Origin of the sequence: Streptomyces sp. NPDC096013, from assembly GCF_044763565.1 — a bacterium.
GTDB lineage: Bacteria > Actinomycetota > Actinomycetes > Streptomycetales > Streptomycetaceae > Streptomyces.
In genome coordinates this window covers 1,082,561-1,098,048 of sequence record NZ_JBIWGK010000001.1, presented here as the reverse complement: position 1 = coordinate 1,098,048, position 15,488 = coordinate 1,082,561, and the positions used below count along the sequence as shown (strand labels likewise).

Genomic DNA, 15,488 nt, shown 5'->3' with positions numbered 1-15,488 from the left:
CTCAGGCATGGGCTGTTCCTGTTCTGTACGGGTGACGCGGGCCGCTCGTGGCCGGAGCGCGCAGGACGGCCGCCACCTGCGCGCCGTAGGTGTCCAGACCCTCCGCGCCGCTGCCGGGCAGTCCCGTCAGCCGGGGCAGCAGGTCGCCGAAGGCGTTGACCTCGCCGACGAAGGCGCGCCGCCAGTCCACGGCCGGCAGCAGGTCGACCCCCACGCACAGCGTGCGCGGGAAACAGGACGCGGCGCGCTCGCACACGTCCAGGACGTCGGCCCACCGGGCGCCCGCAGCGGTCACAGCCCGCCGGACGCCGTCGAGATCCCCGCGGCTGCCGCCCAGATGCAGATTGGTCAGCGGCCCGCGACTCGTGCGCACCACCGCGTGGGTGGCCCGGCCGGCCACGACGACCACCCGGAGATCCGCGGCCCGGCCCGCCTGGGAGGCCTTCGGTACCCAGCGCTCGATGTGCAGCCCGTCCGGCGCCAGCGCGTCCACGATGCGGGCGACATCCCGCTCGTCGTGATACCGCCGCACCCGGAGGGAGTTGTGCAGCGCGCCGTCCGCACCGGTCTCGACGGACGTGGTCGCCCTGATCCGGCCGCCGCCCGCCGTCTCGACCGCGAGGACACCCGACGCCGACGAACCGTGCGCGGGCTTGACGAACAGCCGGGGCATCCGGTGCGCGCGCATCAGCGCCCGCACGTCGTCCCAGCCCCGCACGCGCGCGCCGAGCGGACCCGACGTCGGAGACTCCGGGACGGGCACACCGGCCGCGTCCAGCACGGCGTGACACGTCCGCTTGTCGAACAGCACCGCCAGGTCGTCCGGGTGGGCGAGGGGGACACCGCCGCGCAGCGTGCGCAGCGCGGCGGTGAACCGGGTGTACCAGCGGGCCGAGCCCTCCACCCGGGTCGGCTCCACGGCACCCCGCAGCAACCGGTCGACCTCGGGGTTCTCACCGGGGGAGTCGACCCGGACGAACTCGTCGGCCGCGAAGTCCGCGCCCCCCGCGCGCAGGACGTCCGTCCACGCGACGACGCGGGGCGCGGGCAGCCCGGCCGCGCGCACCGCGTCCGCGAAGAGCGACACCCTGCGGTTCTCGGGATTGCCGACCACCGCGAACCGGAGGCCGGCGCGGGCCGGCGGCGTGACGGTGGCCGGCCCGGCCGCGGTGGACGCGGTCACTCCCCGACGGCGACGTAACGCCAGACCGTGCCGTCGTCCTCCGTGTCCTCGTCGGCGTCGTCACGGTCCAGGTCGACGTCCACCCCCGCCGGCACCAGCGTCTGTCGCACCCGCTCCGCGACGGCCTCACTCAGGTAGTTGTGGTGCAGGTCCAGCTTCTTGAGATGTGTCAGCGGCTGCCCGCTCAGCAGCGCGACCGCGCCCTCGTCGGTCAGCACGCCCATCGACAGGTCCAGCACCTCCAGGCGCTCCACCACCGGGGCGGCGGCGACCGCGGCGGCCACCGAGTCCTGCATCTCGCTGTTGCGCAGGGCCAGATGACGCAGACGCGGCAGCCGGGCACCGGACAGGATCGGCTCCAGGTCGGCGGCCTCGCTGTCACCGCCGTAGTCCGGCGTGCCCAGCCACAGGTCCAGGTGCTCCAGAGCGGGCAGGTCACTGGCGCCGATGCCGCGCACCACCTCGACGGGCAACCCGCCCGTCTCCACCACCAGCCGGCGCAGCGCGCCGTGCCGCAGCGCGGTGAACTCCAGGCCGGTGCCGCCGCGCACACCGAAATCCTCCAGCGCCGGGTAGGCGTCGAGCAGCGGGGTGACGTCCGACTGGTGGATCCAGGAGATCTCGCACTCCTCCATCACCAGGTCGCCCAGGAACATCGCGCGCAGCGCGGGGAAGGCGTCCCGGGCCTCCACGAGCGCCTCGACGATCGGCGTAGGCGCGGTGTCGTAGGCCTCCTCCCAGCCGCCGATGATCAGGGCCCGGACCCGGGCCGTGTCGACGTCGGCACGGAAGCGGGCGAACGTGTCGGTCCACGCCTCGTCGGTGTCGTACACGTTGGCGCCGATGCGCCAGGCCACCGACTCCGGCTCGGGCAGGCGGTCGGCCGGGGCGTCCGGCCCGGGAAAGGTGAACGACGGCAGCCGGTACAGCGCGTCGAGGTGCTCACCGATGGTCATGCGGCCGCTCCTGAGAAGAAGTGTGCGTGGTCTGTGATGCGCCTTTCTACCAACCGGCACTGACAGTGCAGTTGGGCGGGGCGGCCCCGGGGGCGTTGTCAGTGGCGGCGCCTAACGTCTGGGTCATGAGGCCGGTGCGCGGAGCACCCGGCAGTGAGGGGACAGCCATGTACCGACAGGGAGACGTGCTGATCGTGCCGGTCGCGCAGGACGCGGTGCCCGCCCACGCGGCACACGCCCCGCGGGAGCGGCGGGACGGACGCGGACGGCTCGTGCTGGCGCTGGGGGAGGTGACCGGCCACGCCCACGCGGTCGTCGGACCGGGGGAGTTGGTGCGCGAGCCGGGCCCCTACGGTCCGTTGCTGCTCCATCTGCCCCAGGGCGGGCGGGTGGTGCACGAGGAGCACGCGGCGATCGCGCTGCCCAAGGGGTGGTTCCGGGTCGTCAGACAGCGAGAGTACGTGCCCGGGTCCGTGCGGATCGTGGCCGACTGAGGAACCGGGACGCACGGCGGTACGCGAGCGCCGGGCAAGGAGTGGAGGAGGGGCACATGGGCGGGACGGACGTGGGAGTGGACAGGACGATGGACCGGAATGCGGGCGGGGCGTCGGACGGGGGAACGGGGAGCGTGACGGCCCTCGTGGAGCCGGGCACCGAAGGGGCCCGATTCGACGACGGGGGAACGCCGTTCGGCCCCGCCGCCGACCTCGTGCGGTGGCGGACATGGTCCTCGGCGACCGGCGCCGCGGACCGTGCGCGTGCCGAGGAGGGCGTCCGGCGGGCCTACCGGCTGGCGGGACTCGCGGAACCGGAGCGCGTCGTCTGGGCCGGGTCACCGCGCGCGGCGGTCGCTCTCGTCCGGGAACTGACGGACCTGGGCCCGAGCGTCCGGGACGCGGTGCGCAGCGCGCCCTGGGCGGCCGCGAGGCGGCTGCTGCACGCAGAGTTGGGGCCCGCGGGCTGGTCGGCGCACTGGGCGGCGACCGGCGGGAGGCTGTGGCCGTCGACGCAGGCCCTGGTGGACCGGATCCGCACGGGCGTGATCGAGGACCTGGCCGGGAGCGACACCGGCAAGGAGGCCGCGCAGATCCGGCTGATCCTCCTGGACGCCGTGCTCGGGCAGCACGACGCGCCGTGGCTCGCCGCGTTCCCCGCCGACGACGGCCCGCTCGACGCGCTGTCCGCGGTGTGCCGCAGCGCCGGCTGGTGGTGGCCGTTCGCGCGGGTCGCGGTGGTGTCGGAGCGCCCCTCGGCGCTCCACCGCGACGAGGCGGGACGCCTCGACCACGGCGACGGCCCGGCGCTCGCCTACCCGGACGGCTTCGCGCTGCACGCCTGGCGCGGCATGCCGGTCCCGGCCGCCTTCCTCGCCGAACTGTCCACGCTGACCCCGGAACGCATCAGGGCCGAGGAGAACGCCGAGCTGCGCCGCGTGATGCTCGAGTACTACGGCTACGACCGGTACCTCACCGATTCGGGGGCCCGCCCCCTGCACCGGGACGAGACGGGCACGCTGTGGCGGATCGACCTGGCCGACGACGAGCCCGTGGTCATGGTCGAGGTCCTGAACTCCACACCGGAACCGGACGGCACCCACCGCACGTACTGGCTCCGGGTCCCTCCGTCGACCCGTACGGCCAGAGCGGGGGTCGCCTGGACCTTCGGCCTGGACGCGGAGACGTACGCACCGCAGCGGGAGACCTGAGCGCTCCCGCAGGAGGCCCGGCCGACCGCAGGACGTGCCTCGCCCCGCGGCCCGTGAACGTGGGGGGAGCCGCGGGGCGAAGGGTGAGCGATGGTGCGGCCGGTGCGAGCCGGACACCCGGGTGACTACGGAACGGACCTGACCGACCGGCTCAGCAGCCGAAGTTGATCAGGTTGAACGTGACGTAGTGGTCCGAGGTGTAGTAGTCCTCCTGGGTCTTCTTCCCGGTGACGATCCGACGCGCTCCGCGCGTGGACGAGCCGGGAGTCTTGACCGTGTACTCGTGGTAGTAGCCGGACGCCTGGCTGGGGAGGACACCTTCCTGGTTGCGGAAGACGACGCCGTCCTGCGAGTACGGGAAGGGCCCGTTCGTCGCGATCAGGTCGAGCGTGTCGTACGCCTGGGAAGGCAGGGCGCTGTAACAGATGCTGCCGACCGCGGCCGCCGCCGGGGTCGCGGTGGCGACGGTGCCGCCGATGAGGAGAGTGGACAGGACGGCGGCTGCCGCGCCGATACCGGTGATCCGTGGGGGGAATCTCATGACTTCATGATGACGCGCGTAGATAGTGGCATGTCAATGACAACCGCAGAGATTTTCCCGTCAAGTCCGATGAGTTTTCGGGAAGTTAACCTCGCGCCGCCGTGCGCCCCTTGCCCCTCGCTCCCGGGGCGCGGGATGAGGCGTGTCCGCCGAAAGTCTGCGGTCTCGCGACTTTGGTCGCCGTTCCACCGTGCGGGGTGGGTGACCGGGCCGGGACCCGCATAGATTTGTCGACCGTGACGGGAGACAGGACAGCACAGGTACCGACGGCGTTCGCGGGGCGCCGCTGGCTGCTGCCGTCCGCCGTGGCCGACGAACTCGATCCCGACGTCGAACGGCACGGACGGCCCCGCCGCACCGCACGCGACTGGGTCGTCGACACCGTCTGCTTCCTGCTGGCCCTGCTCATCGGCCTGGCCGCCGCCCAGAGCCTCAGGAACGACGCCTCGACCCCGCACTCCCTGGCCGTCGTGGACCAGCTGTTCGGGGTCCTCGCCTGCGGCGCGGTGTGGCTGCGCCGTCGCTGGCCGCTCGGGCTCGCGGTCGCGATGATCCCGGTCAGCCTGGTCTCGAACACCGCGGGCGGCGCCGCGATGGTCGTCCTGTTCACCCTCGCCGTGCACCGGCCCTTCCGCTACGTCGCCTGGATCGGCGGCATCCAGCTCGCCCTGGCACCGCTCTACTTCTGGATGCGCCCGGACCCCGACCTGCCGTACGCCGGAGCCGTCGCGTTCACCGAACTGCTCACCCTCACCTTCATCGGCTGGGGCATGTTCGTCCGCTCCAAGCGGCAGCTCATGCTGAGCCTGCGCGACCGGGCCCGGCGCGCCGAGACGGAGGCGGAACTCCGCGCGGAGCAGGCCCAGCGGCTCGCCCGCGAGGCCATCGCCCGCGAGATGCACGACGTGCTCGCCCACCGGCTGACCCTGCTCAGCGTGCACGCGGGCGCGCTGGAGTTCCGCCCGGACGCACCCCGCGAGGAGGTCGCGCGGGCCGCCGGTGTCATCCGGGAGAGCGCCCACGAGGCACTCCAGGACCTCCGGGAGATCATCGGCGTCCTGCGCGCGGGCGAACCCGACGACACCGGCCGCCCGCAGCCCACGCTCGGCGCCCTGGACGCGCTGGTCACCGAGTCCCGCGAGGCCGGCATGAAGGTCACCCTCGCCAACCGGGTCACCGACCCCGCCGCAGTCCCCGCCTCGATCGGCCGCACCGCCTACCGCATCGCCCAGGAAGCCCTCACCAACGCCCGCAAACACGCCCCCGGCGCCGAGGTCACGGTCACCCTGACCGGCACCCCCGGGGACGGTCTGACGGTCACCGTGCACAACCCGCCCCCGGAGGGCGAGGTTCCGCACGTCCCCGGCTCCGGCCAGGGTCTGATCGGCCTCACCGAACGCGCGACGCTGGCAGGGGGACGACTGGAGCACGGCCCGCAGCCCGGCGGCGGATTCCGGGTCCGGGCGTGGCTGCCCTGGGGCTGAGTCCGCTGCGGCCCGGCAGAGGCAACTCCGGTGCCGCGCACGGAGGATGGAGGCCCCGGGCGGGTCACCCCGCTCCGAGCCGCCCCCTGGGCTGCCCCTCGGGGTGTCCCCGCCCGGCCCGGTAACCGCCCGCCACGCGCGCGTGGTTACGTAGCCCCATGACTGCGATCAGACTGCTCCTCGTCGACGACGACCCGCTGGTGCGGGCCGGGCTGTCCTTCATGCTGGGCGGCGCCGCCGACATCGAGATCGTCGGCGAGGCCGCCGACGGCGGCGAGGTCGAGGAGCTCGTCGACCGTGTCCACCCGGACGTCGTCCTCATGGACATCCGCATGCCCTCCATGGACGGACTGACCGCCACGGAACGGCTCCGCGCCCGGGGCGACGCGCCCCAGATCGTCGTCCTCACCACCTTCCACGCCGACGAACAGGTGCTGCGGGCCCTGCGCGCGGGCGCCGCCGGCTTCGTCCTCAAGGACACCCCGCCCGCCGAGATCCTCGACGCGGTCCGCCGGGTCGCGGCGGGCGATCCCGTGCTGTCGCCCGCGGTGACCCGCCAGCTGATGGAGCACGCGGCCGGTACCACCACCGACACCCGCCGGGCACGCGCGCGTGAGCGCGTCGCCGCCCTGGGTGAGCGCGAACGCGAGGTCGCCGTCGCCGTCGGCCAGGGTCTCGCCAACGCCGAGATCGCCGCCGGCCTCTTCATGAGCGTCGCCACCGTCAAGACCCACGTCTCCCGCGTCCTGGCCAAGCTCGACCTCAACAACCGGGTGCAGATCGCCCTGTTGGTGTACGACGCGGGCCTGCTCGAAGAGGACGGGGAGAGCGGGCACTAGTCGCCGCGGCCGTCCGTTCCCACTGCACTGGAAGACCTCGGGGAGTCGTCCGGGAGGGGACAGGCGTGACGGAAGCGATCGATCTGGGGGAGTTCGGCGAGGAGTTCCGGCGGGACCCGCATCGGGTGTACGCGACGCTGCGGAAGTCGGGCCCGGTGCACCGCGTTCGGCTTCCGGTGCCGGACGCGCACCACATGACCTGGCTGGTCGTGGGGTACGAAGAGGCGCGTGCCGCGCTGGCCGACCCGCGCCTGGCCAAGGACGGCGGCAAGATCGGGACGACGTTCCTCGATGAGGAGCTGATCGGCAGACACCTGCTGACCACCGACCCGCCCGACCACACCCGTCTGCGCGGGCTGATCGCCCGCTCGTTCACGATGCGCCGGATCGAGGAACTCCGCCCGCGCGTCCAGCAGATCACCGACGAACTCCTCGACGCCATGCTGCCCTCCGGCCGCGCCGACCTCGTCGAGGCGCTCTCCTACCCGCTGCCGATCACCGTCATCTGCGAACTCCTGGGCGTGCCCGAGCTGGACCGCGCGGAGTTCCGCACACTGTCCACGGAGGCGGTGGCGCCCACCAGTTCGGGCACCGAGTACGACGCGTTCGTGCGGCTCGCCGACTACCTGGGCGACCTGATCGAGGACAAGCGCCGCACGGGCCCCGGCGACGACCTGCTCAGCGACCTGATCCGCACCACCGCCGAGGACGGCGACCGGCTCTCCCCGCAGGAACTGCGGGGCATGGCCTTCGTCCTGCTCATCGCCGGTCACGAGACCACCGTCAACCTCCTCACCAGCGGTGTCCACGCCCTGCTCAGCCACCCGGACCAACTCGCCGCCCTGCGCGCCGACATGAGCCTCCTCGACGGCGCGATCGAGGAGATGCTGCGCTACGAGGGCCCGGTGGAGAACGGCACGTTCCGCTTCGCCGCCGAGCCCCTGGACATCGCCGGCACCGCGATCGAGCGGGGCGATCCGGTCATGGTCGGCCTGACCGCCGCCGACCGCGACGGGGAGCGCTATCCGGCCCCGGACCGCTTCGACATCCACCGCGACGCCCGAGGCCACCTCGCCTTCGGCCACGGCATCCACTACTGCCTCGGCGCCCCGCTGGCCCGCCTCGAAGCCCGCACGGCGATAGGCGCCCTGCTGGCGCGCGCTCCGGGCCTCGCCCTGGACGGGCCGCCCGGGGACTGGCTCCCGGGGATGCTGATGCGCGGGATGCGGACTCTGCCGGTGCGCTGGTAGAAGGGCGATGCCGGGTGGCTGTGCCGGCATCTGGCACCTGGCACCTGGCACCTGGCATCGGGTGGCGCCGGTGGCCGTGCCGACGCCGGGGTCCTGGAAGCCGTAGCCGGCAGGGCGGTTGGAGCCGCCGGGAAAGCCGCGGAGGCCCCGGCGGGCCCGGCTGCCGTGCCAGCCGTAGCCCTGTTGTTGCTGTTGTTGCCGTAGATGCCGTAGGAGGCCCGTCCTTCAGCAGGCTGGTCGGTGCGCGGCTGAGTGCCTTCGGGGACGGGGTCAGGGGACGGTGCTGCCGGTCCGCCGTGAGCCCCGCTCAGCTGTAGGGGTGGCCGCCCGCGATCTCCGCGAGGCGGACGGGTCTGTGTTCGCGTCTGGACACTTCGCAGGCCTCGGCGATCCGGAGTGCCTGGAGGGCCTCGCGGCCGTCGCACGGGTTGGTGCGCTGGCCTACGACGACCTCCACGAAGGCGATCAGCTCGGCCTCGTAGGCGGGCCCGAAGCGCTCCAGGAAGCCGGTCCAGGGCTTGGTCGCGGCCGGGGGACCCGTCGGCTCGGTGGACGCGATCGGCGTGCGGTCGTCCAGGCCGACGACGACCTGGTCGAGTTCGCCGGCCAACTCCATGCGGACGTCGTAGCCCGCCCCGTTCAGCCGCGCGGCCGTCACCGTGGCCAGGGTGCCGTCGTCCAGGGTGAGGACCGCCGCGGCCGTGTCGATGTCACTGGCCTCGCGGAACATCGGGGGCCCGGCGTCGGAGCCGGCCGCGTACACGTCGACGACCTCGTGCCCGGTCACCCAGCGCAGCATGTCGAAGTCGTGGATCAGGGTGTCGCGGTACAGCCCGCCGGAGATCGGCAGGTAGGCGGCCGGGGGAGGCGTCTGGTCGGAGGTCGTCGCGCGGACCGTGTGCAGCCGTCCCAGCCGCCCCGAGCGCACGGCCTCACGGGCGCCCGTGTAGCCCGTGTCGAACCTGCGCTGGAACCCCATCTGAAGGATCGTCCCGGCCGTCTCGACCTCGGCGATCGCCTGGAGCGAGCCGGGCAGGTCAAGGGCGATGGGCTTCTCGCAGAACACCGGGAGCCCGGAGCGCGCGGCCCTGCCGATCAGTTCCGCGTGCGCCGACGTCGCCGTCGTGATCACCACGGCGTCCACGCCCCATTTGAAGATCTCCTCCGTGCTCGGTGCGGCCGTCTCCCCCAGGCGGTTGGCCAGCTCCTGGGCCCGTGCCGGGTCCTTGTCCGTGAGGATCAGCGAACCGACCTCACGATGGCGGCTCAAGGTCCTGGCATGGATGGTCCCGATGCGGCCCGTACCGATGACTCCGATGCGCATGGGAACAAACTGGGGGCCGACCAGGCGCGCTGTCAATGCGTATGTCCGGACAATCGAACTACATCACTTCCCGTCAACCATTCACACAGCTACGCTCGGCCCCGTGCCGAAACCAGATGTGGACCCGACAGTGCCGCTCGAGCTCAGCGTGGACCGGAGCAGCCCGGTGCCGTTGTACTTCCAGCTGTCCCAGCAGCTGGAAGCCGCGATCGAACACGGCTCGCTCACGCCCGGCAGCCTGCTGGGCAACGAGATCGAACTGGCGGCCCGGCTCGGCCTGTCCCGGCCCACCGTCCGCCAGGCCATCCAGTCGCTGGTCGACAAGGGCCTCCTGGTGCGCCGCCGGGGCGTCGGCACCCAGGTCGTGCACAGCCAGGTCAAACGCCCGCTGGAACTCAGCAGCCTCTTCGACGACCTGGAGGCGGCCGGGCAGCGTCCCGCCACGAAGGTCCTCGTCAACACCGTCGTCCCCGCCTCCGCCGAGGTCGCGGCGGCGCTCGGCGTGGCCGAGGACAGTGACGTCCACCGCATCGACCGGCTGCGCCTCGCGCACGGCGAGCCGATGGCGTACCTCTCCAACCACATCCCGCTGGGCCTGCTCGACCTCGACACCGCGCAGCTGGAGGCCACCGGTCTGTACCGGATGATGCGCACCGCCGGCATCACCCTCCACAGCGCCCGCCAGTCCATCGGCGCGCGCGGTGCCACGGCCGAGGAGGCCGAACGCCTGGCCGAGTCCGAGGGCGCCCCGCTGCTCACCATGCAGCGCACGACGTTCGACGACACGGGCCGCGCGGTGGAGTTCGGCAGCCACACGTATCGGCCGACGCGGTACTCGTTCGAGTTCCAGCTCCTGGTGCGTCCCTGAGCGCACCGGCTCTCTTCACGGTCTCCCTTTGCGATGTTTGTCATAATGTCCGAACAATTGAACCAGGGTGTGCGGCCACAACGCACCCGCACCGCACAACGATCCGCACCGCCTTCACGCCCCCGCAGAGCACCCACCGTCACGGTGAGGCAGAATCGGGCCCGATGAGCACCTACGGCAATTTCAGCGCCCCCATAGGCTCCCGGCGTGCCCCCGCACTCAGGACTGTCGGCACCCGTGAGCGAAGGTCGCACCTGACGGCCCCCCGCGTTCCCACGGTCGGCATCGACATCGGCGGCACCAAGGTCATGGCGGGCGTCGTGGACGCCGACGGCAATATCCTGGAGAAGCTCCGCACGGAGACCCCGGACAAGTCGAAGAGCCCCAAGGTCGTCGAGGACACCATCGTCGAACTGGTCCTGGACCTCTCCGACCGGCACGACGTGCACGCCGTCGGCATCGGCGCGGCCGGCTGGGTCGACGCCGAGCGCAACCGCGTCCTGTTCGCGCCCCACCTGTCGTGGCGGAACGAGCCCCTCAGGGACCGCATCACGAGCAGGCTCTCCGTACCGGTCCTGGTGGACAACGACGCCAACACCGCCGCCTGGGCCGAGTGGCGCTTCGGCGCGGGCCGCGGCGAGGACCATTTGGTCATGATCACGCTCGGCACCGGCATCGGCGGCGCGATCCTGGAGGACGGCCAGGTCAAGCGCGGCAAGTACGGCGTCGCCGGTGAGTTCGGCCACATGCAGGTCGTCCCCGGGGGCCACCGCTGCGCGTGCGGCAACCGCGGCTGCTGGGAGCAGTACAGTTCCGGCAACGCCCTGGTCAGAGAGGCGCGCGAGCTGGCCGCCGCCGACTCCCCGGTGGCGTACGGGATCATCGAGCACGTCAAGGGCAACATCGGCGACATCACCGGCCCGATGATCACCGAGCTGGCTCGCGAGGGCGACGCCATGTGCATCGAGCTGCTCCAGGACATCGGCCAGTGGCTCGGCGTCGGCATCGCCAACCTCGCCGCCGCCCTCGACCCCTCCTGCTTCGTCATCGGCGGCGGTGTCTCGGCCGCCGACGACCTCCTGATCGGCCCGGCGCGGGACGCGTTCAAGCGCCAGCTCACCGGCCGCGGCTACCGCCCCGAGGCCCGCATAGTGCGCGCCCAGCTCGGCCCCGAGGCCGGCATGGTCGGCGCCGCCGACCTCGCCCGCCTGGTCGCCCGCCGCTTCCGCCGCGCCAAGCGCCGCAGGGTCGAGCGGTACGAGCGCTACGAGCGGTTCGCGGAGTTCCGGCGCGGCAGCCAGGACACGGCATGACCGCATCACTGCCCCGTCAGGCCATGCCCCGGGACGAGCCGCCCCGGCCACCCGAGAACCCCCGCCACAAGGCCCGCCGCCGCGCGATCACCCTGCTCATCATCGTGCTGCTCATCGGCGTACCGGCCGTCTATCTGGCGATCTCCGCCAACCAGAGCCGCAACAGCGGCAAGGACAAGGAGAACAAGTACTCGGCGACCGGGCTCACCGTGGGATGGCCCTCGAAGGTCCAGCGCCGCCTCTACCAGGTACCGGTCCCGCACCCCGCGGAGAAGGTCGCCTTCTACGAGACCAACAACTGGAAGACCAGCCGCCTCTACGTCCAGTTCGAGACCACGGACGCGGGCCTGGACACCTTCCTCGCCGGCGTAGACGTCCCCCGGGACACGCTGAAGAAGAACGACATCACCATCAGCGACCGCGACCAGAAGGTCACCGGCTGGAAGTTCACCGGCCCCGGCCCCTGGTGGGGCGTCGTCAACAAGCAGAAGGACCCCGCCCCCACCCAGGACATCGTGGTGAACCTGTCCGACCCCAAGCTCCCCATGGTCTACGTCGTCGCCCGCACGGTTCCCTAGCAGGTGGCCCCGGCCGGTCGCCGGGACCGATTGTCAGACCCCGCCCGTAGAGTCGAAGACAGCTGACACGACACACGGGCGGGAGGTGACAGGACGTATGAGGGACACGGCGATCACGGAGCAGGTCTCCGTACGGCTGGCCGCCGTCTTCCTGCCGTCCCCCGTCGTCCCCCGCGAGGGCCGCGTCGCCTTCTGGGACCCCGACGGCGAGCGCGCCCTCCCCGAAGCGGAAGCGGGCGTGGAACAGACCGAGCTGACCGTCGTACGACGACAGGGCGCCGCGGTCCGCCGCAGGTCCGCCCCCGCGCTGACCCTGCCGGTCGAAGCCGCGCTGCCCCTGCTCGTGCGCGCCCGCCGCGACCCCGCGGCCCACCCCGCCACCGCCTGCTGGGGCGCCGCCGCCCTGCACGCGCTCCGGCTCACGGCCCGCGGCCGGCTGCTCCCCGGGCTGACGGCGTCGGGCCACGACGCCTGGCGTGCGGGCCCCCTGGAGCCGGAGGACATCGCGCACGTCCGCGCGGTCGCGGCGGCCCTGCCGTACGAGGGCCACGCGGTCCCGCTGCCGGGCCCCGGCCCGCTCCGGCTGCCCGAGCCCGAAGCGCTGATGCGGTCCTTCCTGGACGCCGTCGCCGACACCCTGCCCCGCACCCCGGCCGCGCCGTACACCTCGGGGATGCCCTTCGCGGCCCGGGCACCGCAGCGGCTGCGCGACGCCCAGGACTGGGCCGCCGAGGTCGCCGCCGGCATGGACGCGGGCGTGCGGATCTCGCTCCGCCTCGACCTGTCGGCCTACGACCTGTTCGACGACACCGGGCGCGTGCGCAGCGCGGGCGCCGCGATCGTCCAGGTGCACAGCCTCGCCGACCCGACCCTCGTGGTCGACGCGGCGGCCCTCTGGGCGGGCACGGCCGACTCCGCCTTCGGCCCCCGCGCACGCGTGGACGCCGCGCTGGCCGTACGGCGGGCCGCGCGCGTCTGGCCCCCGCTGGACCGCCTCTCCGAGCTGGACGTGCCGGACGTACTCGCCCTGTCCGAGGAGGAGTTGGGGGAACTGCTCGGCATGGCGGCCACCCGGCTCGCGGCGGCCGGGGTCGCCGTCCACTGGCCCAGGGACCTGGCCCAGGACCTGACGGCGGCGGCCGTGGTCCGCTCGGCACCGGGCTCCGCGACCGACGGCACCGGCTTCTTCGAGAGCGAGGAACTCCTCCAGTTCCGCTGGCAGTTGGCCCTCGGCGGCGACCCGCTCACCGAGGCCGAGATGGACACCCTGGCCGAGGCCCACCGCCCTGTCGTACGACTGCGGGACCAGTGGGTGCTGGTCGACCCGGCCCTCGTCCGCAAGGCCCGTAAACGCGAACTGGGCCTGCTCGACCCGGTCGACGCCCTGTCCGTCGCGCTCACCGGCACGGCGGAGGTCGACGGCGAGACGGTGCAGGCGGTGCCGGTCGGCGCGCTGGCCACCCTCCGCGACCGCCTGACGGCGGGCATCCAGCCCGCCGATCCGCCCGAGGGCCTGGACGCCACCCTCCGGGACTACCAACTCCGGGGCCTGGCCTGGCTCGACCTCATGACCTCCCTCGGCCTGGGCGGCTGCCTGGCCGACGACATGGGACTCGGCAAGACGATCACCCTCATCGCCCTGCACCTGCGGCGGGCCCACCGCGCCCCCACCCTCGTGATCTGCCCGGCCTCCCTCCTGGGCAACTGGCAGCGGGAGATCACCCGCTTCGCCCCCGGAGTCCCCGTCCGCCGTTTCCACGGCACGGCCCGGACCCTGGAGGACCTGACCGACGGCTTCGTCCTCACGACGTACGGCACGATGCGCTCGACGGCGGCCACCCTGGCCCAGCAGCCCTGGGGCATGGTCGTCGCGGACGAGGCACAGCACGTCAAGAACCCGTACTCGGCGACGGCCAAGGCCCTGCGCACGATCCCGTCCCCCGCGCGCGTGGCCCTCACCGGCACCCCGGTGGAGAACAACCTCTCCGAACTCTGGGCCCTGCTCGACTGGACGACCCCCGGACTCCTCGGCCCCCTGAAGTCCTTCCGCGCCCGGCACGCGCGTGCCGTGGAGAACGGCGAGGACGAGGAGGCCGTGACCCGGCTCGCCCGCCTGGTCCGCCCCTTCCTCCTGCGGCGCAAGAAGTCCGACCCGGGCATCGTCCCCGAACTGCCGCCGAAGACGGAGACGGACCACCCGGTCCCGCTCACCCGCGAACAGGCCTCGCTGTACGAGGCGGTGGTGCGGGAGTCGATGCTCGCGATCGAGACGACACAGGGCATCGCCCGCCGTGGCCTGGTCCTGAAGCTCCTCACCTCCCTCAAGCAGATCTGCGACCACCCCGCGCTGTATCTGAAGGAGGACCACGCGGCAGCACAGGCCACCGGCGACCGGCTGACCACCCGCTCCGGCAAACTCGCCCTGCTGGACGAGCTGTTGGACACAGTGCTGTCGGAGGACGGCTCCGCGATCGTCTTCACGCAGTACGTCGGCATGGCCCGCCTCATCACCGCCCATCTGTCGGCCCGCGCGATCCCGGTCGAACTGCTGCACGGCGGCACACCGGTACCGGAGCGCGAGCGCATGGTGGACCGCTTCCAGGCGGGCGCGACCCCGGTCCTGGTCCTCTCCCTGAAGGCAGCGGGCACCGGCCTCAACCTCACCCGCGCGGGCCACGTCATCCACTTCGACCGCTGGTGGAACCCGGCGGTGGAGGAACAGGCCACGGACCGCGCCTACCGCATCGGCCAGACACAGCCGGTCCAGGTCCACCGCCTCATCACCGAGGGCACGGTCGAGGACCGCATCGCCGAAATGCTGGAATCCAAGCGGGCGTTGGCCGACGCGATCCTCGGCTCCGGGGAGTCCTCTCTGACCGAGCTGTCCGACCGGGACCTGTCCGACCTGGTGTCGTTGCGGAGGCCCTCGTGATGAGGGGCGTGGGGCGGGAGCCGGCGGAGGCGCAGGAGGACGCCGCGGAGGAAGCACCGGAGGCGCGGGAGATCCCGGCGGGGGAGAGCCCTGCGGAGGAGAGCCCGGCGGATGTGGTGCGGCGGGCGTTGCACGCGGCCCGTGACCGTGAGAGCCACGGGGTGGAGGCGGAGGTCGCCGGGTCCTCGGGGGCTTCGCATACACCGGGGACCTCTCGCGTGACGGGCGCTGACGGTAAGGAAGTCGGCGAAGACCCGGAGCCCCGGTCCCGGCCGGGTGACGTGGCGCGGGCCGCGCTGCGACGCGCCGTTGCCGAGCGGCGCGCTGCCGGCATCTCGGGGGACGACGCCGACGCGCCGGGTGACGGCCCGGCGCAGGGTGCGACCGAGAGCGCTCCGGAAGAAGATGCCGCCGGAGAAGGGTCAGCGGACCTTACGGACACCGGAGTCGGCGAAGCTGTCGGCGCAGAGCGGTCCGGGCATGCGCGGGGTGACGCCTCGGCCGGTCTCCAGGGC

13 protein-coding genes are annotated in these 15,488 nt (G+C 72.9%); 9 read left to right on the top strand and 4 right to left on the bottom strand.

Features of this window, described 5'->3' with window-relative positions:
* Position 1 precedes the first annotated feature (1 nt).
* Complete coding sequence (locus ACIRB1_RS04770) at positions 2-1,183, bottom strand: STM4014 family protein (protein WP_403464562.1); 1,182 nt, start codon at positions 1,181-1,183, stop codon at positions 2-4.
* A complete protein-coding gene (locus ACIRB1_RS04765; protein WP_403464561.1) occupies positions 1,180-2,139 on the bottom strand; it encodes an STM4015 family protein in 960 nt (319 codons plus the stop codon). Before ACIRB1_RS04765 ends, ACIRB1_RS04770 begins: the two co-directional genes overlap by 4 nt.
* Positions 2,140-2,306: 167 nt before the next feature.
* Here ACIRB1_RS04765 and ACIRB1_RS04760 point away from each other — a divergent pair, with 167 nt between their 5' ends.
* Positions 2,307-2,633: a hypothetical protein gene (locus ACIRB1_RS04760; protein ID WP_328931989.1), complete on the top strand. Its 327-nt coding sequence runs from the start codon at positions 2,307-2,309 to the stop codon at positions 2,631-2,633.
* Positions 2,634-2,689: 56 nt separating this feature from the next.
* Entirely contained in the window at positions 2,690-3,844 is a 1,155-nt protein-coding gene (locus ACIRB1_RS04755; protein ID WP_403464560.1) for a DUF6745 domain-containing protein, read from the top strand.
* Positions 3,845-3,995: 151 nt separating this feature from the next.
* Here ACIRB1_RS04755 and ACIRB1_RS04750 read toward each other — a convergent pair whose 3' ends face one another.
* Complete coding sequence (locus tag ACIRB1_RS04750) at positions 3,996-4,385, bottom strand: ribonuclease (RefSeq protein WP_352177627.1); 390 nt, start codon at positions 4,383-4,385, stop codon at positions 3,996-3,998.
* A gap of 236 nt (positions 4,386-4,621) precedes the next feature.
* Between ACIRB1_RS04750 and ACIRB1_RS04745 the strand changes: the two genes are divergently transcribed.
* The 3 genes from ACIRB1_RS04745 (at position 4,622) to ACIRB1_RS04735 (ending at position 7,958) form a co-directional block, all read left to right on the top strand.
* Positions 4,622-5,869: a histidine kinase gene (locus ACIRB1_RS04745; protein WP_352177626.1), complete on the top strand. Its 1,248-nt coding sequence runs from the start codon at positions 4,622-4,624 to the stop codon at positions 5,867-5,869.
* 158 nt (positions 5,870-6,027) lie between these two features.
* Positions 6,028-6,708: a response regulator gene (locus ACIRB1_RS04740; RefSeq protein ID WP_403464559.1), complete on the top strand. Its 681-nt coding sequence runs from the start codon at positions 6,028-6,030 to the stop codon at positions 6,706-6,708.
* Between the two features lie 65 nt (positions 6,709-6,773).
* Positions 6,774-7,958: a cytochrome P450 gene (locus ACIRB1_RS04735; protein WP_403464558.1), complete on the top strand. Its 1,185-nt coding sequence runs from the start codon at positions 6,774-6,776 to the stop codon at positions 7,956-7,958.
* Positions 7,959-8,265: 307 nt separating this feature from the next.
* On the opposite strand, the gene ACIRB1_RS04730 is transcribed toward ACIRB1_RS04735, so the two are convergent.
* Positions 8,266-9,282, bottom strand: coding sequence for a Gfo/Idh/MocA family oxidoreductase (locus ACIRB1_RS04730; protein ID WP_403464557.1), 1,017 nt, complete (start codon positions 9,280-9,282; stop codon positions 8,266-8,268).
* Positions 9,283-9,412: 130 nt separating this feature from the next.
* On the opposite strand from ACIRB1_RS04730, the gene ACIRB1_RS04725 reads away from it, so the two are divergent.
* The 4 genes from ACIRB1_RS04725 to ACIRB1_RS04710 all read left to right on the top strand — a co-directional run bounded on the left by ACIRB1_RS04725 (position 9,413) and on the right by ACIRB1_RS04710 (position 14,973).
* Complete coding sequence (locus tag ACIRB1_RS04725; RefSeq protein ID WP_352178259.1) at positions 9,413-10,150, top strand: GntR family transcriptional regulator; 738 nt, start codon at positions 9,413-9,415, stop codon at positions 10,148-10,150.
* Between the two features lie 164 nt (positions 10,151-10,314).
* The gene (locus tag ACIRB1_RS04720; protein ID WP_266774003.1) at positions 10,315-11,463 is read left to right on the top strand and encodes an ROK family glucokinase; all 1,149 of its coding nucleotides are present in this window, start codon (positions 10,315-10,317) and stop codon (positions 11,461-11,463) included.
* Entirely contained in the window at positions 11,460-12,041 is a 582-nt protein-coding gene (locus ACIRB1_RS04715) for a sugar kinase (protein WP_403464556.1), read from the top strand. The genes ACIRB1_RS04720 and ACIRB1_RS04715 overlap by 4 nt, the downstream gene beginning before the upstream one ends.
* Before the next feature lie 97 nt (positions 12,042-12,138).
* Positions 12,139-14,973: an SNF2-related protein gene (locus ACIRB1_RS04710; protein ID WP_403464555.1), complete on the top strand. Its 2,835-nt coding sequence runs from the start codon at positions 12,139-12,141 to the stop codon at positions 14,971-14,973.
* The last annotated feature ends 515 nt before the right edge of the window (positions 14,974-15,488 follow it).

What these genes read in the sequence shown, in the direction of transcription:
- ACIRB1_RS04765 (WP_403464561.1), bottom strand. Translation starts at nt 2,139, where the DNA reads ATGACCATCGGTGAGCACCTCGACGCGCTGTACCGGCTGCCGTCGTTC.
- ACIRB1_RS04760 (WP_328931989.1), top strand. Translation starts at nt 2,307, where the DNA reads ATGTACCGACAGGGAGACGTGCTGATCGTGCCGGTCGCGCAGGACGCG.
- ACIRB1_RS04755 (WP_403464560.1), top strand. Translation starts at nt 2,690, where the DNA reads ATGGGCGGGACGGACGTGGGAGTGGACAGGACGATGGACCGGAATGCG.
- ACIRB1_RS04750 (WP_352177627.1), bottom strand. Translation starts at nt 4,385, where the DNA reads ATGAGATTCCCCCCACGGATCACCGGTATCGGCGCGGCAGCCGCCGTC.
- ACIRB1_RS04740 (WP_403464559.1), top strand. Translation starts at nt 6,028, where the DNA reads ATGACTGCGATCAGACTGCTCCTCGTCGACGACGACCCGCTGGTGCGG.
- ACIRB1_RS04730 (WP_403464557.1), bottom strand. Translation starts at nt 9,282, where the DNA reads ATGCGCATCGGAGTCATCGGTACGGGCCGCATCGGGACCATCCATGCC.
- ACIRB1_RS04720 (WP_266774003.1), top strand. Translation starts at nt 10,315, where the DNA reads ATGAGCACCTACGGCAATTTCAGCGCCCCCATAGGCTCCCGGCGTGCC.
- ACIRB1_RS04715 (WP_403464556.1), top strand. Translation starts at nt 11,460, where the DNA reads ATGACCGCATCACTGCCCCGTCAGGCCATGCCCCGGGACGAGCCGCCC.
- ACIRB1_RS04710 (WP_403464555.1), top strand. Translation starts at nt 12,139, where the DNA reads ATGAGGGACACGGCGATCACGGAGCAGGTCTCCGTACGGCTGGCCGCC.